Raw genomic sequence first — 19,886 nt, forward strand, 5'->3', positions numbered from 1 at the left:
AAAGGACAGGATGTATGGACGCCATTGCCACGACCAACGCAGAACCCACCCAGATCAAGACCACGCTCGCCAAAGACACCGACCCTTCAGCGCCCAGCCCCGAGAAAATCCGGCAGGCGTTTGAAAGTGGGAAATACCCCTATGGCCGCAAAATGGCCCGGTCGGTGTATGAGACGCAAAAAGCCAATCTGCAGGCCGAGCTTTTGAAGGTTCAGCTGTGGGCGCAGGAAACGGGGCAGCGGTTTGTCTTGTTGTTCGAAGGGCGCGATGCCGCCGGCAAAGGGGGTACGATCAAGCGGTTCATGGAGCACCTGAACCCGCGTCAGGCCCGTGTCGTTGCATTGAACAAACCCACCTGGGAAGAGAAAGGCCAGTGGTACTACCAGCGCTACATTCAGGAGATGCCGACCGTAGGCGAAATGGTGTTCTATGACCGGTCCTGGTACAACCGCGCGGGTGTGGAGCGGGTCATGGGGTTCTGCACGCCCAACGAATATCTTGAGTTCATGCGGCAAACGCCCGAGTTGGAACGGATGCTGGTGCGCTCGGGCATTCAGCTATACAAATACTGGTTCTCGGTTACACAGCAAGAACAGCAGCGCCGCTTCAAAAGCCGCGAAACCGACCCCCTGAAGCAATGGAAACTGTCGCCCATCGACAAGGCAAGCCTCAGCAAGTGGGATGATTATACCGAGGCGAAAGAAGCCATGTTCTTTTACACGGATACGGCTGACGCACCCTGGACGATCATCAAGTCAAATGACAAGAAACGCGCACGCCTGAACTGTATGCGTCACTTCCTGTCCTCGCTGGATTACCCCGGCAAGGATCACGATATCGTGGGCGAGCCTGATCCGCTGATCGTAGGGCAGGCGCATCACGTTATTCACCGGTCCGAGCATATTCTGGGTACGGCTCTGCACCCCGACACCCGCTGATTGCAAAGATGCCCGGCCTCAGGAAACGGTCGGGCATAAAAGTCTCAATATGAAATATTGCTGATCCGCTCTTGTCCCGCGCCAATGGCGCGCATATGGCTGGAGCGATGACAAAGGTGATGACATATCCGGCCCATTTTCGGGCTATTGCCGTTCTCGGCCTGCCACTGGTTGGTGGTCATCTGGCGCAATACGCAATCGGCTTGACCGACACCATCATGCTGGGTTGGTACGGGGTCGAGGCGTTGGCGGCTGTTACCTTGGCCAACAGTTATTATTTCGTGTTGTTTTTGTTCGGTGCGGGATTTGGCTGGGCAGTCATGCCCATGGTGGCCACAGCGGCGGCGGAAGGGGACGAAACCAGCATTCGCCGCTCGACCCGGATGGGGCTGTGGTTGTCGTTGCTGTATGCCGTGGTTGTCATGCCCTTGCTGTGGTGGTCCTATCCGATCCTGATCGCCATGAAGCAGGAACCGCAAATTGCTGAAACCGCAGCCGAATATCTGCGAGTTGCCGGTTGGGGATTGTTTCCGGCCCTCATTGTGATGGTGTTGAAAAGCTATCTGGCGGCATTGGAGCGAACGCAGATTGTTTTGTGGATCACAATTGCGGCGGCGGCTGTGAACGGGCTGACCAATTATGCGCTGATCTTCGGCAACTGGGGTGCCCCCGAACTGGGCGTGACAGGGGCGGCAATCGCCTCGATCACGACACAAGTTGTTTCGCTGATCGCGGTTGTTATCTATGTGATCCGGACGTTGCCAGAGCACAGCCTATTCCAACGGTTCTGGCGACCGGATTGGGAAATGTTTGCCAGCGTATGGAAGTTGGGTGTACCCATCGGCTTGACCACATTGGCCGAAGTTTCACTGTTCGCGACTTCCGCGGTGATGATGGGCTGGCTGGGTCAGGTCCCGCTGGCTGCGCATGGGATCGCCCTGAATCTGGCTTCTGCCACTTTCATGGTTCACCTGGGGCTATCAAATGCGGCGACCATCCGGGCTGGCAATGCGCTGGGTCGTCGGGACAGGGCGCATCTGGAAAAGGGCGCAATTTCCGTGACTGGTATGTCGCTGGTCATGTCGGTGGCAACCATCATTCTGTTTCTGACCTGCGCCGAGCCTTTGATTTCCCTGTTCATGGAAACAGATGACCCGCAGCGGGGCCAAATCTTGACTATCGGTACCGGATTGCTTGCCATGGCGGCGTTGTTTCAGCTGGTCGACGGCGCGCAGGTGATTGCGCTGGGCCTGCTGCGCGGGTTGCAGGATGCCAAGATCCCAATGGTCATGGCGGCGCTCAGCTATTGGGTCGTAGGGATTCCCGCGTCGTATTATTTCGGCTTTGTCCGTCATATGGACGGCATCGGCGTCTGGCTGGGCCTGGTGCTTGGTCTCGCCTTCGCGGCCGTGCTTCTCATGACCCGGTTCTGGATGTATTCGGTACAGCAGATACAGGCATCGGCCGAGCCCGCCTAGTCTTTGTCCAGCCGATCTGCCTTTTTTCGCACCAGTACCGTACGCAGGTCGTGCATGGCCATCAATAACCTGTCTGTCACATCCTCCAGCTGCGTGTCGCTTGCCTTGGACTGTGCCCATTGCGTAGTCAGATTCAGATAGTCGACCGCGCGATGGATATCGTCAATGTCACGCTGGGCCAGCAGGGCCCGGCGCTCTTCCATCCATTGGGCAATCTCGGCCTGATCCCGGTCTGACAGCGTCCGCTGCCCGTGCGGCTTGACCTCGCCATTGCGGATATTGATGACGGCAATCTGGTCCATCTCGATCCGGCGCTGACGGTTTTCCGTATCGATCCGAAACACCGCAGCACCGTTTTCACGTATGCGAAAGTAATACTCAGGCAGTTCGGCGGACATGGTCACCTCAGAGAAGCACAAAAACGCTGGATGCGGCTGCAAGCTTCGGTCAGTGCCGCGTCGGACGTAGCATAGCTGACGCGGAAATTCGGCGACAGGCCAAAGGCGGCGCCAAATACGACAGCTACGTCGGCCTCTTCCAGAAGTGCGGTTGCAAAGGCTTCGTCGTCTACCAGATCTGTCCCAGCGGGCGTCGTCTTCCCGATCAATCCGGCGATAGACGGATAGACATAAAAGGCCCCTTCGGGTGTGGGGCAGGTGACGCCGTCAATCTCGTTCAGCATCCGAACCACCAGATCGCGTCGGCGCCTGAATGTCTCGTTATTCGGGGCCAGAAAATCCTGAGTTCCGTTCAGGGCCTCGACGGCAGCCCACTGACTGACCGAGCAGGGGTTCGAGGTGGATTGCGACTGGATCTTGCGCATGGCCGCGATGATTTCGACCGGACCGGCAGCATAACCGATGCGCCAACCGGTCATGGCATAGGCTTTTGAAACCCCGTTGCAGGTGAGCGTCCGGTCAAATAGACCGGGTTCAACCTCGGCCGGGGTGCAGAACTCAAACCCGTCATAGGCCAGATGTTCGTACATGTCGTCGGACATGATCCAGACATGCGGGTGACGCATCAGAACATCGGTCAGCGCCTTCAGCTCATCCCAACTGTACCCTGCGCCCGTCGGGTTCGAGGGCGAGTTAAAGATGAACCACTTTGTCTTGGGCGTGATGGCGGCTTCCAGTTGTTCTGGGGTCAGCTTGAAACTGTTTTCCAGCGTCGTCTCGACCACAACAGGGGTGCCCCCGGCCAAAAGCACCATATCGGGGTAGCTGACCCAGTACGGTGCAGGGATGATCACCTCGTCGCCTTCATTCATCGTCGCCATCAGAGCGTTGTACAGCGTTTGCTTGCCACCGGTCCCGACCGAGATCTGGGCCGGCGAATAATCCAGCCCGTGGTCACGTTTCATCTTGGCACATGCCGCTTGTTTCAGCTCGGGGATGCCGTCCGGCGCGGTGTATTTGGTTTTGCCTGCTGCGATGGCCGCAACAGCGGCGTCTTTGATGTTCTGGGGCGTGTCAAAATCCGGCTCACCAGCGCTTAGGCCGATGACATCACGTCCGGCGGCCTTCAGCTCGGCTGCCTTGGCTGTCATGGCGATGGTGGGTGAAGGTTTGACGCGTGACAGTGTCGCAGACAGAAAACTCATGCTCGGCCTCGGTTTGTATGTTCAGCCCGACTGTCATAGGGTGCGTCCGAGTGACGATCAAGCAGTATAGACAATGTGAGATGGAGACCCAAATGAATGACGAAAACGACTGGTACGGTCCGGATTCTGCGACATTCGGAGACCGTCTGGCAGGCGCACGCGAAGCCGCGGGAATGACGCAGGCGCAACTGGCGCGGCGTCTTGGGGTCAAAAAGGCGACAATTTCAGATTGGGAAAACGATCTGTCCGAACCCCGGGCCAACAGGCTGTCAATGATGGCGGGCATGGTCAATGTCTCGATCATGTGGTTGTTGACCGGCGAGGGCGACGGCATGGATGCGCCTGTGGATGAAGGCGAAGGCGGCATGGAACTGTCCTCGGCCGTGGCTGAACTGCGCGCCATCCGCGCTGAGATGCGCGCCTGTTCCGAACGCGCAGCGCGTCTGGAAAAGAAAATGCGTCAGATGCTGGAGCAGAAGAATTGAGCGAACCCCGAAATGTGCGCATCAAGCGCATGCAAATGCGGTCGATGCGACGCGGCATCAAAGAGATGGACATTATCCTGTCCGCCTATGCCGGTCGCAATCTGGCCGACATGGATACCGCCGGGCTGGATGTCTATGACGCGCTGTTGCATGAAAACGATCAGGACCTTTATCAATGGGTTACAGGGCAGGTGCAGCCTCCGGCGCGATTTGCCAGCCTGATTGCAGACATAGCGCAAACCTTTCAGAAATAAGGCAAAGTTCCGCTTAACCGATTTTTCGGATTTTGGGTTCATCGTGTGTCAAACAGCGCGACTGAATCGGAGGGTCGGATGAGTATGGAAATGCAGGTCTCCACGCCAGAGACTAAGGGTTTCATAACCAGCTATCTTGAGGCGCTGGCCCTGGTGGAGCGTCTGCACCGGTTGTTGCTGGATGTCATCAAGGACGAGTTTGAGCGCGTCGGCGTATTGGAAATCAATGCGGTTCAGGCGTTGTTGCTGTTCAATATCGGTGATCACGAAGTCACGGCAGGCGAACTGAAAAGCCGTGGGTACTATCAGGGCAGCAATGTCAGCTATAACCTCAAGAAACTGGTTGAGATGGGCTATATGCACCACCAAAGATGCGAGATTGATCGCCGTTCAGTTCGCGTGCGCCTGACGCCGCAAGGCAGGGAAATCCGCAATATCGTGTCCAAGTTGTTTGCGCGTCACGCCGAAGGCCTGCAAGGCAGGGGGGTGCTTGGGCTTGAAGGCATCGAAGATATCACCAGTTCGCTGCGTCGCGTTGAACGGTACTGGACGGATCAGATAAGGTATATCTATTGATCAGTGGCGGGCGTCAGACAGGACAAGACTGTCCAGCTCACGAAGAAGTTTGCGAGTCATGACCTCTTCATACGCCTCAAAGCCCAGCGCCACTTCTACGAACGCGTTTGGCCCCAAAATGACCCAGGCTGAATAATAAGCTGAAAGTTCACCCACCTGAACATATCTTCGATCACCTTCTTTCGGATCGTCGGCGCCGATCACCAGCCCGTTAATTGTGATTCCGTCATGTCGTAAACTGGCTTTCACATCCCGTGGATGCGGTCCAAGGTTATGTTTACCATCCCCGGACAGATCCAGCGTACGGCGCCAGCATCCCCTTTGCTGATCAAGCAGGGAAGAGCCAAATAACATGGCCGACCCTAACGCCGTTCCTTGCGGCGCTGTGCTGCGCGAGGTTCGGATCAAACGATCACTGATTGCGATCAGGTCGGCGGGGGATCGTACTTCTGTCCACTCCAACAACATCCGTTCATGTCCCCGCTCGCTCCATTCGAAGATCGCCAGACGTAAGGAGGTTGCGCCGTCCGACAACATCAGCTGGCTGACTTCGGGGCGGCTCAGGGCCGACGCCAGCCCGTCCAGTTGCAGCCTGTATTCCCGGCTGTCGACCGAACCCGACACATCCAGCCCCAGCGCAAGTGCCTGACGACACTCGCCAAAGGCAGGTCCTGATATCAGGCAAGCCAGAAAGACGATCACCTGACGTATCATGGGCCTTCATTCCGTAATGCACCGATTTGCAGACCGCTCAGTTCCCGTTTCAGTTTCTTTCGCATGGCGCGTTCGAAATCTTCAAACCCGGTGGCAATTTCCAAAAAGGCACCAGGCCCGTGCAGGACGTTATTTTCGAAGAAAGGGATCAGGAACAGCTCTCCCTCGAAATCGGCTGCGTTGATCACAAGCCCATTCACGACAGTGTTTTGAAAGGGAAAGTGCCGATAGGCGATCTGCGGCCCATAGCCATCGTTGTTAGTGCCGTCGCCGGACAGGTCAATGGTTTGAAAAAAGCATTGCGGCGCTTGCTTCATAAGGTTTGCACCGTATGCCAACGCATAGCCCATAGCTGTTGCTGATCCGCTGTCAGATCGGACGGATTGGCTGACCTGGTTGGATGCGAACAGCAGATCACCCACGTCATCGATCATTGTCCAGTTCAGGACGACATTTTGGGTTGAGCGGCCACTCCACTCATATACCGCCAGGGCAACGGGCATCGGTGAAGAAAAGAAGGCCTCTTGCACTTCGGGCGCAATCAAGGCGGCGGCCAACCCCTGCCGTTGCAACACATCTTCAGCCTCATCGACTGAAACGGAAATATCCATCGCCAAGGCCAGCGCCAAGCGACATTGCTCGGCCTTAACAGGGCTGGCCTGAACGACCAGCCCAAACGCTATCAGCCAACGGATCACCAGTGACCACTGCTCTCCATGCTGGCCCAGGGTTCGGCTGGTTCCAGTGCTTCTCCATTCTGCAAAAGCTCAACCGAGATGTTGTCGGGCGATCGAACAAAAGCCATGCGACCATCCCTTGGCGGGCGATTGATCGTAACGCCATTGTTCTGAAGATGTTGGCAAACCTCGTAAATATTGTCGACACCGTAGGCCAGATGGCCGAAGTGACGGCTGTCGGCTGGCAGCGCGTCATCGCCGTCCCAGTTGTACGTCAACTCGATCGGCGCCTCTTCCTGTCCCGGAGGGGCCATGAAGATCAGAGAAAATCGGCCGGTTTCACTGTCATACCGACGTGTTTCTTTCAGACCCAGAAGCTCGTAAAATGCCATGGATTTTTCCAGATCCTTCACGCGGACCATGGTGTGAAGATATTTCAGCGCCATTTCGGCCATCCTTTTTCGACTCACATTGCCAAGACCTTAGCGCTCCGCCTCGATGTGTCGATAGAGCCCTCGTCAGGAATTTGATTTTTGCGCCGGTTGCGGCATATATCGCGGTTCCTGTGTCGGGATCGGCGATATATAGTAGTGGGCGACTCATTGCCAGAAAGGAAGATTCGATGCCGCTGTCCCCTGACCAACAGGCAGAGATCGACGCGCAACGCGCGCAATCGCATCCCACGCGTCGAGTTGTCTCGGCGGGAATGGAAGACCACCTGTACACGGCGCATCAGGTTCTGGATCATGGCTTTGTCCGCGTGATCGACTATATGGGGGACGATGCCGCCATCTGTCAGGCTGCGCGCGTTTCATACGGCACAGGCACCAAATCTGTTCAGAATGACGAGGGGTTGATCCGGTATCTGATGCGGCACTGGCATTCCACGCCATTCGAAATGTGCGAAGTCAAATTGCATGTGAAATTGCCTGTGTTCGTGGCGCGGCAGTGGATCCGGCACCGGACAGCCAATGTGAATGAATACTCGGCACGGTATTCAATTCTGGATCGCGAGTTTTATATCCCAGCCCCAGAACATGTGGCGGCACAGTCCGAAGTGAACAATCAGGGCCGTGGGGCAACGTTGGAAGGCGAAGAGGCCGCGCGCGTATTGGAAACCCTCAAGGCCGACAGCACGCGGTGCTATGACAATTACGAGTCCATGATCAGCCAGGACGGGCAACAGGGGCTAGCACGTGAACTGGCCCGCATGAACCTACCCGCAAACGTTTATACGCAATGGTATTGGAAGGTGGATCTGCATAATCTGTTCCACTTCCTGCGCCTGCGGGCCGACCCGCATGCTCAGTATGAAATCCGCGTTTATGCCGAGGCGATGTGCAAGATCGTCGCTGATTGGGTGCCGTTTGCGTATAAGGCGTTCGAGGATTACCGGCTGGGTGCGGTGAACCTGTCTGCCCAGATGGTCGAAAGCCTGCAACGCATGCTGGCAGGAGAGGCGGTCACGCAAGAAAACTCGGGGATGACAGCGCGCGAATGGCGTGAGTTCGAGGCGATCATTCGCAAATAGAGCTGACGAGCTGCATAGCTTTTGTCTATACGTATCGTCATGGAATTGTTACACTTGTTCCATGGCCCGCATTTTGCATCTTGCTCTATTATGCCTGTTTCTTGGTCTCGCCTTGCCTGCGCAGGCCAAGTCCCCCATAGCTGAGGTTTTGTGCGAACCGACGCCCCGGTTGCACCAGAAACTGGAAAGGCAGTTCGGTGCGCGGCGCGTGGCATCAAGTGTTCGCGGGCCGGAACAGATTATGGAAGTCTGGGCAAGTCAGCACGGGGACTGGACCATGGTTGTCACCTACGCGACAGGCACATCCTGCATCGTTGCCATGGGCGAAAACTGGAATACCCACGCCGACGCCAAGCCCGCGCGAGGGTAATGGAACGAAACCGGTGGGGGATGGATAACGGCCGGAAATTGGCCGTCATCCTTAATGATCTACCGCGTGTTTAGCGGGATGTCGTTACAGTGGTTTCAAATCAGCTGCCATTTGGCGGCCGTCGCGTCCGTCCTGCAACTCGTACGAAACTTTTTGGTTGTCTGCGAGTCCGGTGAGGCCGGACCGTTCTACGGCCGAGATATGTACAAACACATCTTTGCCCCCTTCGTCAGGGGCAATAAATCCATAGCCTTTGGTGGTATTGAACCATTTCACGGTGCCGGTTGGCATGTCCCGTGTCTCCTTCTACTTACGCATTGTCCCACAAATTGGTGGGGGCTGTGGTCAGCGTCACCACGGAAAAAACTGCGTAGCGCGTGCTGAACAGTCCAATTCGTGCGTTTCGCCTTTTTCAACATTGCATGGTGAAGTAAAAAATCAAGAATAACCGCAAGAAACGGGCAAGATTGCCTAAAAAGGAAGCAAGGGCAGGAGCGTCAAAGACATGCAGCTTTATGGATTGAAAAACTGTGACGCCTGTCGCAAAGCATTGAAATCACTACCAGACGCCAAGTTTTTTGACGTACGCAGCGACGGCGTGCCCGATTCGGTGCTGTCACGGGCCTTTGCCGAGTTCGGCAATGACTTGCTTAATACCAGATCGACGACATGGCGCGGATTGGACGAAACCCAGCGTGCCAAGCCCCCTTTGGAGCTTTTGAAAGAGCACCCGACCCTGATGAAACGCCCATTGATCGAAGTCGATGGCAGGCTGTTGTTGGGTTGGACAGCTGAAACCCGTGCTCAGCTTGGCATTTCCTGAACGGGTGCTTATCTGCGTGAAAGCTACAATGAGGATTTTCAATGCGTAATGCCGCAATGTTATTGGGTGTAATCGCCGGGTTGATCGGAATGATCGTCGGGTTCTTCGGCTATGCGAAGGTGGTCGTGGTTGACCATGTCGGCGAGATTGACGGAGTTCTAAGCCAGGTCGACAATCCTGATCTGGTGCAAGCCATTTCGATTATCGCGCCCTTGCTGGCAATCGCGGGCGGGGCCATGGCACCAGCGCGCGTGTTGATTGGCGGGGTCTTGTTGCTGGGGTCAGCGGCTGCGATGTACTACGCCTTTGGTTTTGGTGTTTTCACCATGTTCCCGATCACATTTGCCGGGATCGCCGGGATACTTGGGCTGGCCGCGGGAAAACCGGACCAGCCCAAGGCACATTTCTAAGTTACTTAAGGCGAAGGATCCGGTCGAGCGAGATCGGCCCTGCGCCGTTGATGACGATCACCAGCATCAGGAAGGTCCACATCGTGCGCTGATCCATCAGGGACGGCGCCGCGTCGAACAGGCTGCCCAGTTTCACGCCATGGCCGGTGACGTCGACAAGAGTCTGTACCCAGATAAAACCGATCATGCCCAAAGCCGCCAGACGCGAGAACAGTCCAACCAGAAGAAGGGTCGGAAGAACAAATTCGGCAATTGTTCCCATGAAGATGACGATGCGTTGGAAGAACGTCATTTGGGAGACGTCATAAAGAACAGCCTCGGCCGCTTTTGGGAATATCTGACCAAAGGCACCTGCCGAAGGCGAAAAGATCGATCCGTCGATCTTCAGCATGGCTGAGTTCCAGTAATAAACCAGAAGAACCGCAACAAAGACCAGTCGTGCCAGCGTAGGGGTCAACCAGCCAGACGCAAGGTCCAGTTTTCCCATGGTGTTATTGTAGGTTGAGATCAAAGCAGTCATGTCTCCAGCCTTTCGATAGTCACAGAGGTTATTGCACCGCCCTGCAACAGCAGTGCCAGAGTGGTTCCAAGATCAAATTCAGGCAGTTCGGCAGTCGTTTTTTCAAATGCTTCACCGATTGTGTCGCCGCTCAGCATATGGGCGATCCAATCTGCACCACCTGCCGGAAGCAGATTGGGTGTGGGATCGAATTCGGCGCGGGTGATCAACACATCCTCGGCCCGTGCATCCGGTTTCGGAGCATTGGTTTCCATGTTGAAGCGCCAGATTGCGTGAATGGGCCAATCCGAGCGGATCACCTGCATGGCCGGTGCAAACTGCAATCGGGCCTGCATGACCTGTGCGGGCTCGACCGCTAGGACATCTGCCGGTGCAGGTTCGCTGTCGGCGGCGTGGTAGGACTTGCGCAAGGCAATCTCCAAGCGGGCCACGTCCGGCAGGTATCCAAGGTGGGAAAGTTGAGGCATTCCGGCCAGAAAATCAGGAAACGCCTCGCCATAAAACATCATCAGCGGAGAGGAGGGCGGATGTTGACGCAGGAAAATTCCGGCCAGCCCATCCATGTTCTGCGCCCCCAGCAATTTGGCAATCACGGGAAACGCCTGATGCATCGCCTCGGTCAGCGACACCGCAACATTGTTGCGGTACACGCTGAACCTGCGACCGGCAGGGCGCGCGCCGCCATCCAGTAATCCACCGGGAACGGGCGCTGACGCATCCATCATGGCCGCGCGGAATTCAGATTGCGAAACGCTCATACCGGTATCCGGTCCAGTGCGGATTGCGCGCGAACGGCCTCATCCCGCAGAACGGGCCAATCCGGCACATCCGTGTCCCATTCGATCAGAACGGGTTTTGGCCCCGAACGCTCCAGCACATAATCCAGCAGAGCCCACACCGGGTCGACCACTTCTCGTCCGTGACTGTCGATTAGCAGCGGATGACCGTGATCGTCTTCATCCTCATCATGGCCGCCAAGGTGAATTTCCGACACTTTTTTAAGCGGATAAGCGTCAATATAACCTTGCGGCGAGAAATCCAGATTGGTGGCTGAGACAAAGACATTGTTTACGTCAAGCAACAGGCCGCATCCGGTGCGCTTTGCAATCTCCCTCAGGAAATCAGGTTCGGACCAGGTGCTTTCCTTGAAGGCCAGATAGCTGGACGGATTTTCCAGCAGCATCTGCCGCCCGACAGTGTGCTGGACCTGATCGATATGTTCACAAACCCGCGCTAGAGTTTCGTCTGTATAGGGCAGGGGCAGCAGGTCGTTGTAGAAATGGCTGTCATGGGTGGACCAAGCCAAATGTTCGGAAAAGCTTGCGGGGTTCAGCCAGCCGACCAAGTGTTTCAGCCGGGCCAGATGATCGGGGTCCAGCGCGCCTTCACCGCCAATGGACAGGCCAACGCCATGGACCGAGATTGGGAAATGTTCGGAAAGGTGGCGCAGCTGCGCCAAGGGCCGCCCGCCGTCGCCCATATAGTTCTCGGCATGGATTTCCAGCCATGCAACGGGCTGTGCGTGTTCAAGTATCTGAGCAAAATGTTGCGGCTTGTAGCCAACGCCTGGTGCTGCGGGCAGGCGGTTTGACCGGTGGCTGTCATCCAACATGGGCCAGTTCCTTGATCACGAAAGGGAAAGGGCGGGCGATGGTGCCCGCCCCTTGAAATCGTCAGGCCAATCTTATGCCGGCAGGTCGCGTTCCAGCGCTTCCAACGAACCTTTGCGCGGCGTGCCGTTTGCTTCCGCAGGCAGTTCGATGTCGGCGCAAGTGCCTGCGTCAACCAGGGTCCATGCGTTGCCCTGATAATCAACGGTCGAGGTGCCTGCGCAGGTGGTGCCGGGGCCTGCGGCACAGTCGTTCTGACCGGCCAGCGATACACCATAGCACTTTTCTTTTGCTTGTGCGCTGGCTGTGGTTGCGGCACCCGATACGGCGGCTGCGACTGCGGTTGCGATAACCAGGGATTTAGCTGTTTTCGACATCTCGGTAATCCTCTTGATGACTGGGTATGTCTGCTTGTGACAATGACAAAGGTAGTGGCTTGGTGGGCAGAGTTGAATTCACGAGCCCGTGTCTCACAAGCGCGTCATGGGGCGGCCTGCCCCCTTGCAGCGTAATACACTGTTTTTGATGAAGAAAGGGTGAAATGTTACAATCCGACCCCATATGAGGGGTCGGATTTTTTTGGATATGGTGCTGTTTGTTACAGCAGATCTGGCGGGGTGGCGGCGCGTGCCAGCTCATTTGTTACAACATCAAGCGGTTGTACCTGGGTCTGTTTTTCACCCAGTCGCCGCACGCTAACGGTGCGTTCGTCAACTTCGCGGTGACCGACGGCCAGAATGACAGGTACTTTGCCGACCGAATGCTCACGGACCTTGTAGTTGATCTTTTCATTGCGGATGTCAGCCTCGGCCCGCACACCCGCAGAACGCAGGGTTTCGACCACTTCGGCGACATAGTCGTCCGCGTCTGATGTGATGGACGCGACGACGACCTGACGCGGGGCCAGCCAGAACGGCAATTTGCCTGCGTGTTCCTCGATCAGGATACCGATAAAGCGTTCGAAGGATCCCAGCGTGGCGCGATGCAGCATGACGGGGCGGTGCTTGGCCCCGTCTGCGCCGATATAGGTGGCGTCCAGCCGTTCGGGTAGAACGAAATCGACCTGGAAGGTGCCGCATTGCCAGTCACGCCCGATGGCGTCCGTCAGCACGAATTCCAGTTTCGGCCCGTAGAATGCACCTTCGCCCGGGTTCAGTTCCGGTTCGATCCCGGCGGCACGGGTGGCGGACAAAAGCGCCGCCTCGGCCTTGTCCCAGACCTCGTCCGATCCGGCGCGGGTTTCGGGGCGGTCAGAGAACTTCACCGAAAAATCCTCGAATCCCAGATCCTTGTAGATCACGCTGAGGAAACGGATGAACTCGGCGGTCTCCGCCTCGATCTGTTCTTCGGTTGAAAAGATATGGGCGTCGTCCTGCGTGAACCCGCGCACCCGCATGATGCCATGCAATGCGCCAGAGGGTTCGTACCGGTTGCACGATCCGAACTCGGCCATACGTAGCGGCAGGTCGCGATAGGATTTCAGGCCTTGCTTGAAAATCTCGACATGGCAGGGGCAGTTCATCGGTTTGAGCGCGTTGACGGCCTTTTCGCGGGCATGTTCCTCGTCGACTTCGACAATGAACATGTTTTCCTGATACTTGTCCCAGTGGCCTGAACGTTCCCACAGTTTGCGGTCAACGACCTGCGGCGTGTTTACCTCGACATACCCACCCCTGCGCTGCTGACGGCGCATGTAGTCCTGCAACTGGGTGTAGATGGTCCAGCCATTGGGGTGCCAGAAAATCTGACCGGGGGCTTCTTCCTGCATGTGAAACAGGTCCATCTCGCGGCCCAGTTTGCGGTGGTCGCGCTTTGCGGCCTCTTCCAGCATATGAAGGTGGTCTTTCAGCTTTTCCTTGCCGGTGAAGGCCACGCCGTAAATACGTTGCAACATCGCGCGGTTGCTGTCGCCGCGCCAATAGGCACCGGCGATGGACATCAGCTTGAACGCATCACCGGGGACCTGACCGGTATGTTGCAGATGCGGACCGCGGCACAAATCCTGCCAGTGGCCGTGCCAGTACATGCGCAACGGCTCATCCCCAGGAATGGCTTCGATCAGCTCAACCTTATAGGGTTCGTTGTTGGCCTTGTAGAACTCGATGGCCCGCTCGCGGTCCCAAACCTCGGTGGTGACTGGGTCGCGCTTGTTGATGATCTCTTTCATCTTTTTCTCGATGAGGCCAAGATCTTCGGGCGTGAACGGTTCTTCCCGGTCGAAGTCATAATACCAGCCGTTTTCGATAACGGGGCCGATGGTGACCTTGGTCGCAGGCCAGATTTCCTGCACGGCGCGGGCCATGATGTGGGCCAGATCGTGGCGGATCAGTTCGTTGGCCTGTGCGTCATCCTTCATGGTGTGGATGGCAATCTGTGCATTGGCTTCGATCGGCCATTGCAGGTCCCAGTGTTTGCCGTCAACGGTGGCCGAGATGGCCTTTTTGGCCAGCGAACTTGAAATATCGGCAGCCACCTGCGCAGGCGTAACCCCTGCGTCATAGGAACGTGCATTGCCATCTGGGAAAGTGAGAGAGACGGATTTTGAATCCAGGGCCATGTCGGCTCTCCTCGTCGGTTTGGCGCCCACTGAACGCCCGGTTGCGGGTTATTTGCGTCTGGCTGATGTGGCAGGTGGATATGCCTGTGTCAAGTGTAGGGGCGAGGGGCCAGCCCCTCGCGCTCCCCGGAGTATTTGAAAAAAGATGAAGTGGGCGGAATTGCACTCGGGGGTGGGGCGTGCATGATGCAATAAAAGGAAAGAAGGTTTCATGGCAGCGACGAATTTTCTGGAGACGCCGCAGGGGCGGCGACTGGCTTATCACAAGACCGAAGGGGCAGGGCCGACCATCGTTTTTCTGGGTGGGCTCATGTCGGATATGGAAGGCACCAAGGCAGTCCATCTGGAAGCTTGGGCGCAGGAGCGGGGGCGGGCCTTTTTGCGGTTTGATTATTCCGGTCACGGCGAAAGCTCTGGTGCTTTCACGGATGGCTGCATTGGGGATTGGCATGAGGACACTGTTGCTGCGGTCGATGCCTTGACCAAGGGGCCGCTGATCGTTGTCGGCTCGTCCATGGGGGGGTGGCAGGCGCTTTTGCTGGCCAAGGCCATGCCGGACCGGATAGCAGGTATGGTCACGATCGCCGCCGCGCCGGATTTCACGGAAGATGGTTATTGGGCTTCATTCAATGATGACCAGAAAGCCGCCCTGGAAACGGTCGGGCATGTCGAGTTGCCGTCCGATTACATGGAGCCTTATATCGTCACCAAACGGATGATCGAAGATGGGCGGCAGCGTCTTGTTCTGCGCGACACGTTGAACCTGCCGTTCAAGGTTCGTTTCCTGCAGGGAACAGCGGATACAGCCGTTTCGACTGAAACGGCCGTTCGGTTGCTGGACCACGCAACAGGGCCGGACATGCAGCTTCATTTGGTCAAAGATGCCGATCACAGGTTCTCGGATGATGCATGTCTTGGCTTGATCGAGGCGGCGGTTCTGGACGTGTTGGGAGACGCATGATGCGGCGTTTGGGATGGCTTCTGGGGCGCTTGTTCCTTGCGTTGATTGCCCTCGGCGGCCTTGTCTACTGGTTTGGCCCGAGCGAAGTAGTGAACCTGAGCCCAAGCTTTGATCCGCGCAAGTTTGGTGAGGGCGTACAGGTTTATTTCGAAAGCACCGAAGCCGCGTTTGACGATATCGTTCCGGGTGTCGAAAAACGAGTGATCTGGCAAGATGGCCATAACGAGCGGCGCACCCCGTATTCCGTTCTTTACATCCATGGCTTTTCAGCAAGTTCCGAGGAAATCCGGCCAGTACCAGACCTTGTGGCAGACGCGCTGGGAGCCAATCTGGTTTACACACGCCTGCAAGGTCACGGGCGAAGCGGATCAGCCATGGCGGAAGGCACTGCCTCGGGCTGGATGCAGGACACCGCCGAGGGGTTGGCGGCCGCGCGTGCTGTTGGGGACAAGGTGATTGTGATCTCAACGTCGACCGGTGCGACGCTTGCAGCCGCTGCTGCTTTGGATACCAGCCTTAGCGAAGATGTTGTCGGCATGGTCTTTGTCTCTCCTAATTTCGGGGTCAACACGTTTGCGGCATGGATCCCCACTTTGCCATGGGCAAGGGATTGGTTGCCGGTCCTGATGGGGGTCGAACGCGATGTATCGGGGCCAGACCCGGAAAAGAACAAATATTGGTCTACTGTCTATCCTTGGGAGTCGGTCGTGCCGATGTCCGTTCTGGTCGAAAAAGTCTATGCGCTGGATTTCTCGAATGCCCTGGTGCCCGTGCTGTTCTGGTTCTCGGACAACGATCAGGTGGTGCGCCCTGACCGAACCCACGAGGTCGCCAAAGCGTGGGGTGCGCCAGCATCCGTCAAACTGGTGACAATGGGCCCCGAAGATGATCCGTCATCCCATGTTATTGCCGGTCGCCTGATGTCGCCAGGGCAGACCGACGCGGCTGTGGACGGTATTCTGGATTGGCTAAAAGGGCTGGGGGTGGAATGATGGCGGCCTCGGGTCGAGGGACGATGCGAAAGCCGGGCAGTATGTGGAGCCTTGAGACGTTGGGGCGCGTTCGTCTGTCCCGTTATTTCTTCATGCGCGATTTCCTCTATTCCGAGATCGGGAACTTTCACCAGAAACAGAACATTCCAGACAACCCGGATCTGGCTATCGAGACAGGACGTGCGTTCTGTGAAACTCTGCTGGACCCGCTGGAAGAGACCTTTGGCAGGATCGCCGTGCGCTCGGGCTATCGCGCACCGTCGCTGAACAGGTTTGGCAATGAAAACAAACTGAACTGCGCCCGGAATGATCACCCGTTGGAATGCCACATCTGGGATCGTGGGGCCGGGGACGCAAGGATTGCCGGGGCGTCTGTTGTAATTCCCTGGTTCGCGGATCAGTATGCGCAGGGCAGGGATTGGCGGGATCTGGCATGGTGGATGCATGATCACCTGGATTACTCCGAGATCTGGTTTTTTCCGAAACTCTGCGCTTTCAATCTGGTGTGGCGCCCTAAACCGCAGCGCCGGATTGACAGCTACATTGCGCCACGCGGATGCCTGCTGAAACCGGGCGCTGAGCCCGAGGAAAGTGCAGCTTCACGACGGTCCCGCTATGCTGACTTTCCGGCTTTTCGGGCAATCGCCTATCCGTGACGTTCCGCTGGTTTGAATGTGATAAACTCTCAACCTGACTACAAACCCAAAGCAAAGGCTCGGAATACCGAGCGCATGGAGGCCCCGTGTGATCGAGCCGCTGGTACTGCTACCTGGACTGATGTGCGATGCCCGACTGTATCGCCCTCAGATTGAGGTGTTTTCGCGGACGCGACCCGTAACCGTTGCGCCGATTTCCGCAGGTGAGCGTATCGAAGAGACCGCCTCGGGTCTGCTGGACCAGCTTCCACATCGGTTTGCACTGGCTGGATTAAGCATGGGTGGTGTGGTGGCGTTAGAGCTGATCCGCCGGGCGCCGGAACGTGTGTCACGCCTGTGCCTGATGGCCACTGATGCACAGGCGGACACGCCTCAAATGGCTGCCAGTCGCGAAGACCTGATCATTGGCGCGCAGGGTGGCCGGTTGGAGGAGGTCATGCGGAAACTTGTGGGGTCCGACACGCTGGCACCGGGCCCGCAGCGTATTCCCATCCTGAACGGCTTGTTGGCAATGGCACAGGATTTGGGTGTTGAAACCTTCGTGCGTCAGATGCGTGCTCTGCAACGCCGCCCGGATCAACAAGCCGCATTGCGTCGCATCAAGGTGCCCACGTTGGTTCTGTGCGGTGCGCATGACACTCTGACACCGGTCAAACGGCATTCTTTCATGGCAGAGCTCATACCCGGTGCGGAACTGCTGGTTATTGAAAAGGCCGGTCACTTGCCGACCCTCGAAACGCCCGACATCGTCATTGAGGTGCTGCAAACCTGGTTGGACGCCCAGCAACGGTTTGATTACTGGTAAAGCGTCGCGCGTTCGGTCTTTGAAATGACAGTTGGCGTCACCACGGGTTTACCAGTTTTCGGTCAAAAAACGGTGCGTTCTTCCACCGCCCGGACAGTCGCGATCCGGCGGCCCTGCGCAACAGCCCAAAAATGGCGGGGCCGGGATTGTCGTGCTTCTGCTTTCCGTCCGGTTGGGGAACAAACCCACGTGTCGTGACGGGTCCCAGCGCCGAAGCTCCACCCGCAACCCGGCCGACGATAACGCCAGCAAACGGGAATTTCGCGGATTTGGGCGTTGCCGCCAAAGGTGCGTTACAGCAACTGGCGTACCAACGCAGCATACCCTTGGGGCTGAGTTGCATCGCCGCAAGATACTGACTTCCTGCGCTGATTTCGATTTCATCCGGTGCGATCTGAAAAATCCCGACAGGTCCGGGTGCTGGGTCCGGCTGCTTGAAATATAGTTGAGCGGCCCGGCAATCATGGCAGAAACACTCAACATGTGTGCCTTGCCGAACACCGCGGGGTGAAATACGCCCCTGCAACGCGCCGCATTGGCAGGAAAAGGTAAGGCCATTTTGCGATGGCCCGCTCATGTCGCTTAGGCAACCTTGTTGGAATTGGCCGCGCGACGGTTTGGTTTTCGTGCATTTTCGTTCATGAAATCAATCACAAGAGGGCGAATGTTGTCGCGCCAGCTGCGGCCTGCGAAGATACCATAGTGACCGGCGCCGGGTTCAACGTGGCTTGCCTTTTTGCTGTCGGGCAGGCCGGTGCACAAATCCAGCGCGGCAATACACTGGCCGGGTGCAGAGATGTCATCATTTGCACCTTCGACAGTCTTCACCGCAACATCGGTAATCTTACTGATGTCCACCTTGTGACCCGCGACCAAGAACTCGTTTCTCGCAATCTCTCGATTCTTGAAGACCCGCTCGACCGTCGAAAGATAGAACTCGGCAGTCATGTCCATCACGGCCAGGTATTCGTCGTAGAAGCGGTTATGGGCATCCTGATCCGAGGCTTCGTCCCGCATGACGCGCTGGATCTGGTCGGAAAACGCTTTGGAGTGACGATCTGCGTTCATGGACATGAACGAGGCCAATTGCAGCAGTCCCGGATATACCATGCGCCCTACGCCCTTGTACTTGAAGCCAACGCGCTGGATCATTGTTTCTTCCAACTGGCCCATAGTGACGCGACGGCCGAAGTCTGTCACATCGGTCGGCGTTGCGTCCGGATCGACGGGGCCACCAATCAGCGTCAGGGTGCTTGGCTGGGCTTTGGGTTCAATCTCGGCCAGGTACGCCGTTGCAGCCAATGTCAGAGGCGCCGGTTGGCAAACGGCAACAACATGGGTGTCTGGCCCAAGCTCTTTCATAAAATCTACAAGATAGAGCGTGTAGTCTTCGACATCGAATTTACCTGCGGATACAGGGATATCGCGCGCATTATGCCAATCTGTGATGTAGACTTCGCAATTGACCAGAAGGCTTTTCACCGTCGAGCGCAGCAACGTTGCATAGTGCCCGGACATCGGGGCAACCAACAGCACTTTGCGCGGTTGTTCTTTCCGGCCATTGACGCGGAAATGTACCAGATCACCAAAAGGGCGTTCCAGAACAGTCGTGATTTCAACCAGGTGGTCCTTGCCATCTTCGCAGGTGAATGTGCGAATACCCCAATCGGGCTTTGCCACCATCCGCTGGAACGTACGCTCGGTCACTTCACCCCAGGCGGCCATCCAGTTGAATGCGGGGTTCGGCACCATGGAAAACATCGGATAAGACGCCATCGCGCTGGCGGTTGCACCAAGCCACTGGTTGGTGTTTCGCGCAGTTTCCATCAGGTCGTAGGTCATCATGTAGCGCATAAATGGGGCCTCCTGAGTGTCAGCCTGATAGTTCGGACCATTCGTCGCTTTGCCCCCCAGCACCCACGACGT

Annotated in this window: 26 protein-coding genes; 13 read left to right on the top strand and 13 right to left on the bottom strand. The window is 56.9% G+C overall.

Annotation, left to right across the window (positions count from 1 at the left end; all coding sequences use genetic code 11):
• Positions 1 to 14 precede the first annotated feature (14 nt).
• Positions 15 to 938: a polyphosphate kinase 2 gene (gene ppk2, locus AC2FLO_RS03005; RefSeq protein ID WP_496751285.1), complete on the top strand. Its 924-nt coding sequence runs from the start codon at positions 15 to 17 to the stop codon at positions 936 to 938.
• A gap of 107 nt (positions 939 to 1,045) precedes the next feature.
• Positions 1,046 to 2,416, top strand: a complete 1,371-nt coding sequence (locus AC2FLO_RS03010; protein WP_480484274.1) for an MATE family efflux transporter — start codon at positions 1,046 to 1,048, stop codon at positions 2,414 to 2,416.
• Here AC2FLO_RS03010 and AC2FLO_RS03015 read toward each other — a convergent pair.
• Both AC2FLO_RS03015 and AC2FLO_RS03020 read right to left on the bottom strand, forming a co-directional pair.
• The gene (locus tag AC2FLO_RS03015; protein ID WP_480473472.1) at positions 2,413 to 2,814 is read right to left on the bottom strand and encodes a hypothetical protein; all 402 of its coding nucleotides are present in this window, start codon (positions 2,812 to 2,814) and stop codon (positions 2,413 to 2,415) included. The genes AC2FLO_RS03010 and AC2FLO_RS03015 overlap by 4 nt on opposite strands.
• Positions 2,815 to 2,816: 2 nt before the next feature.
• Positions 2,817 to 4,019, bottom strand: coding sequence for a pyridoxal phosphate-dependent aminotransferase (locus AC2FLO_RS03020; RefSeq protein WP_496751286.1), 1,203 nt, complete (start codon positions 4,017 to 4,019; stop codon positions 2,817 to 2,819).
• A gap of 92 nt (positions 4,020 to 4,111) precedes the next feature.
• Between AC2FLO_RS03020 and AC2FLO_RS03025 the strand changes: the two genes are divergently transcribed.
• The 3 genes from AC2FLO_RS03025 to AC2FLO_RS03035 all read left to right on the top strand — a co-directional run bounded on the left by AC2FLO_RS03025 (position 4,112) and on the right by AC2FLO_RS03035 (position 5,334).
• Positions 4,112 to 4,504: a helix-turn-helix domain-containing protein gene (locus AC2FLO_RS03025; RefSeq protein ID WP_267366820.1), complete on the top strand. Its 393-nt coding sequence runs from the start codon at positions 4,112 to 4,114 to the stop codon at positions 4,502 to 4,504.
• Positions 4,505 to 4,533: 29 nt separating this feature from the next.
• Positions 4,534 to 4,758 (top strand): succinate dehydrogenase assembly factor 2, encoded by a 225-nt coding sequence (locus tag AC2FLO_RS03030; RefSeq protein ID WP_480558342.1) that lies wholly within the window; start codon positions 4,534 to 4,536, stop codon positions 4,756 to 4,758.
• A 78-nt stretch (positions 4,759 to 4,836) separates the two neighbouring features.
• Positions 4,837 to 5,334 carry a MarR family winged helix-turn-helix transcriptional regulator gene (locus tag AC2FLO_RS03035; protein ID WP_480484207.1) on the top strand — a complete coding sequence of 166 codons (498 nt, stop codon included), beginning with the start codon at positions 4,837 to 4,839 and terminating at the stop codon, positions 5,332 to 5,334.
• On the opposite strand, the gene AC2FLO_RS03040 is transcribed toward AC2FLO_RS03035, so the two are convergent.
• The 3 genes from AC2FLO_RS03040 to AC2FLO_RS03050 are packed head-to-tail and all read right to left on the bottom strand — an operon-like array spanning position 5,335 to position 7,171.
• Positions 5,335 to 6,048, bottom strand: a complete 714-nt coding sequence (locus AC2FLO_RS03040; RefSeq protein ID WP_496751287.1) for a DUF1194 domain-containing protein — start codon at positions 6,046 to 6,048, stop codon at positions 5,335 to 5,337.
• On the bottom strand, positions 6,045 to 6,746 hold the full coding sequence (locus AC2FLO_RS03045; protein ID WP_496751288.1) for a DUF1194 domain-containing protein: 702 nt from the start codon (positions 6,744 to 6,746) through the stop codon (positions 6,045 to 6,047). The genes AC2FLO_RS03040 and AC2FLO_RS03045 overlap by 4 nt, the downstream gene beginning before the upstream one ends.
• Positions 6,743 to 7,171 (bottom strand): VOC family protein, encoded by a 429-nt coding sequence (locus AC2FLO_RS03050; RefSeq protein ID WP_480564111.1) that lies wholly within the window; start codon positions 7,169 to 7,171, stop codon positions 6,743 to 6,745. Before AC2FLO_RS03050 ends, AC2FLO_RS03045 begins: the two co-directional genes overlap by 4 nt.
• 176 nt (positions 7,172 to 7,347) lie before the next feature.
• Here AC2FLO_RS03050 and thyX point away from each other — a divergent pair, with 176 nt between their 5' ends.
• Together thyX and AC2FLO_RS03060 are read left to right on the top strand one after the other, a co-directional pair.
• Entirely contained in the window at positions 7,348 to 8,256 is a 909-nt protein-coding gene (thyX, locus tag AC2FLO_RS03055) for an FAD-dependent thymidylate synthase (protein WP_480484204.1), read from the top strand.
• Positions 8,257 to 8,317: 61 nt separating this feature from the next.
• Complete coding sequence (locus tag AC2FLO_RS03060; RefSeq protein WP_496751289.1) at positions 8,318 to 8,626, top strand: hypothetical protein; 309 nt, start codon at positions 8,318 to 8,320, stop codon at positions 8,624 to 8,626.
• An 84-nt stretch (positions 8,627 to 8,710) separates the two neighbouring features.
• Here the strand turns inward: AC2FLO_RS03060 and AC2FLO_RS03065 are convergent, their stop codons facing one another.
• Positions 8,711 to 8,917, bottom strand: a complete 207-nt coding sequence (locus AC2FLO_RS03065; RefSeq protein ID WP_008758035.1) for a cold-shock protein — start codon at positions 8,915 to 8,917, stop codon at positions 8,711 to 8,713.
• 214 nt (positions 8,918 to 9,131) lie between these two features.
• Here AC2FLO_RS03065 and AC2FLO_RS03070 point away from each other — a divergent pair, with 214 nt between their 5' ends.
• Positions 9,132 to 9,449 (top strand): ArsC/Spx/MgsR family protein, encoded by a 318-nt coding sequence (locus AC2FLO_RS03070; protein ID WP_496751290.1) that lies wholly within the window; start codon positions 9,132 to 9,134, stop codon positions 9,447 to 9,449.
• Between the two features lie 41 nt (positions 9,450 to 9,490).
• Positions 9,491 to 9,859: a hypothetical protein gene (locus tag AC2FLO_RS03075; protein ID WP_496751291.1), complete on the top strand. Its 369-nt coding sequence runs from the start codon at positions 9,491 to 9,493 to the stop codon at positions 9,857 to 9,859.
• Position 9,860: 1 nt separating this feature from the next.
• Here AC2FLO_RS03075 and AC2FLO_RS03080 read toward each other — a convergent pair whose 3' ends face one another.
• The 5 genes from AC2FLO_RS03080 to thrS form a co-directional block, all read right to left on the bottom strand.
• On the bottom strand, positions 9,861 to 10,379 hold the full coding sequence (locus AC2FLO_RS03080; RefSeq protein WP_480504609.1) for a DoxX family protein: 519 nt from the start codon (positions 10,377 to 10,379) through the stop codon (positions 9,861 to 9,863).
• On the bottom strand, positions 10,376 to 11,137 hold the full coding sequence (locus tag AC2FLO_RS03085; protein ID WP_496751292.1) for an HvfC/BufC family peptide modification chaperone: 762 nt from the start codon (positions 11,135 to 11,137) through the stop codon (positions 10,376 to 10,378). Before AC2FLO_RS03085 ends, AC2FLO_RS03080 begins: the two co-directional genes overlap by 4 nt.
• The gene (gene bufB, locus AC2FLO_RS03090; protein WP_496751293.1) at positions 11,134 to 11,991 is read right to left on the bottom strand and encodes an MNIO family bufferin maturase; all 858 of its coding nucleotides are present in this window, start codon (positions 11,989 to 11,991) and stop codon (positions 11,134 to 11,136) included. Before bufB ends, AC2FLO_RS03085 begins: the two co-directional genes overlap by 4 nt.
• 72 nt (positions 11,992 to 12,063) lie before the next feature.
• Positions 12,064 to 12,366 (bottom strand): BufA1 family periplasmic bufferin-type metallophore, encoded by a 303-nt coding sequence (locus tag AC2FLO_RS03095; protein WP_267365389.1) that lies wholly within the window; start codon positions 12,364 to 12,366, stop codon positions 12,064 to 12,066.
• Positions 12,367 to 12,587: 221 nt separating this feature from the next.
• Positions 12,588 to 14,546 (bottom strand): threonine--tRNA ligase, encoded by a 1,959-nt coding sequence (gene thrS / locus AC2FLO_RS03100; RefSeq protein ID WP_496751294.1) that lies wholly within the window; start codon positions 14,544 to 14,546, stop codon positions 12,588 to 12,590.
• A gap of 211 nt (positions 14,547 to 14,757) precedes the next feature.
• Here thrS and AC2FLO_RS03105 point away from each other — a divergent pair, with 211 nt between their 5' ends.
• From AC2FLO_RS03105 to AC2FLO_RS03120, 4 genes are all read left to right on the top strand, one after another.
• Complete coding sequence (locus AC2FLO_RS03105) at positions 14,758 to 15,507, top strand: alpha/beta fold hydrolase (RefSeq protein ID WP_496751295.1); 750 nt, start codon at positions 14,758 to 14,760, stop codon at positions 15,505 to 15,507.
• Positions 15,504 to 16,499 carry an alpha/beta hydrolase gene (locus AC2FLO_RS03110; RefSeq protein WP_496811633.1) on the top strand — a complete coding sequence of 332 codons (996 nt, stop codon included), beginning with the start codon at positions 15,504 to 15,506 and terminating at the stop codon, positions 16,497 to 16,499. The genes AC2FLO_RS03105 and AC2FLO_RS03110 overlap by 4 nt, the downstream gene beginning before the upstream one ends.
• Before the next feature lie 41 nt (positions 16,500 to 16,540).
• A complete protein-coding gene (locus tag AC2FLO_RS03115) occupies positions 16,541 to 17,155 on the top strand; it encodes a hypothetical protein (protein ID WP_496751957.1) in 615 nt (204 codons plus the stop codon).
• An 88-nt stretch (positions 17,156 to 17,243) separates the two neighbouring features.
• The gene (locus AC2FLO_RS03120) at positions 17,244 to 17,960 is read left to right on the top strand and encodes an alpha/beta fold hydrolase (protein ID WP_496751297.1); all 717 of its coding nucleotides are present in this window, start codon (positions 17,244 to 17,246) and stop codon (positions 17,958 to 17,960) included.
• A 37-nt stretch (positions 17,961 to 17,997) separates the two neighbouring features.
• Here AC2FLO_RS03120 and AC2FLO_RS03125 read toward each other — a convergent pair whose 3' ends face one another.
• Both AC2FLO_RS03125 and phaZ read right to left on the bottom strand, forming a co-directional pair.
• On the bottom strand, positions 17,998 to 18,537 hold the full coding sequence (locus AC2FLO_RS03125) for a DUF6151 family protein (RefSeq protein ID WP_496751298.1): 540 nt from the start codon (positions 18,535 to 18,537) through the stop codon (positions 17,998 to 18,000).
• Positions 18,538 to 18,542: 5 nt separating this feature from the next.
• Positions 18,543 to 19,814 carry a polyhydroxyalkanoate depolymerase gene (gene phaZ / locus AC2FLO_RS03130; protein WP_496751299.1) on the bottom strand — a complete coding sequence of 424 codons (1,272 nt, stop codon included), beginning with the start codon at positions 19,812 to 19,814 and terminating at the stop codon, positions 18,543 to 18,545.
• Positions 19,815 to 19,886: the final 72 nt, after the last annotated feature.

The sequence above is a fragment of the Ruegeria sp. TASC047 genome, assembly GCF_059612445.1.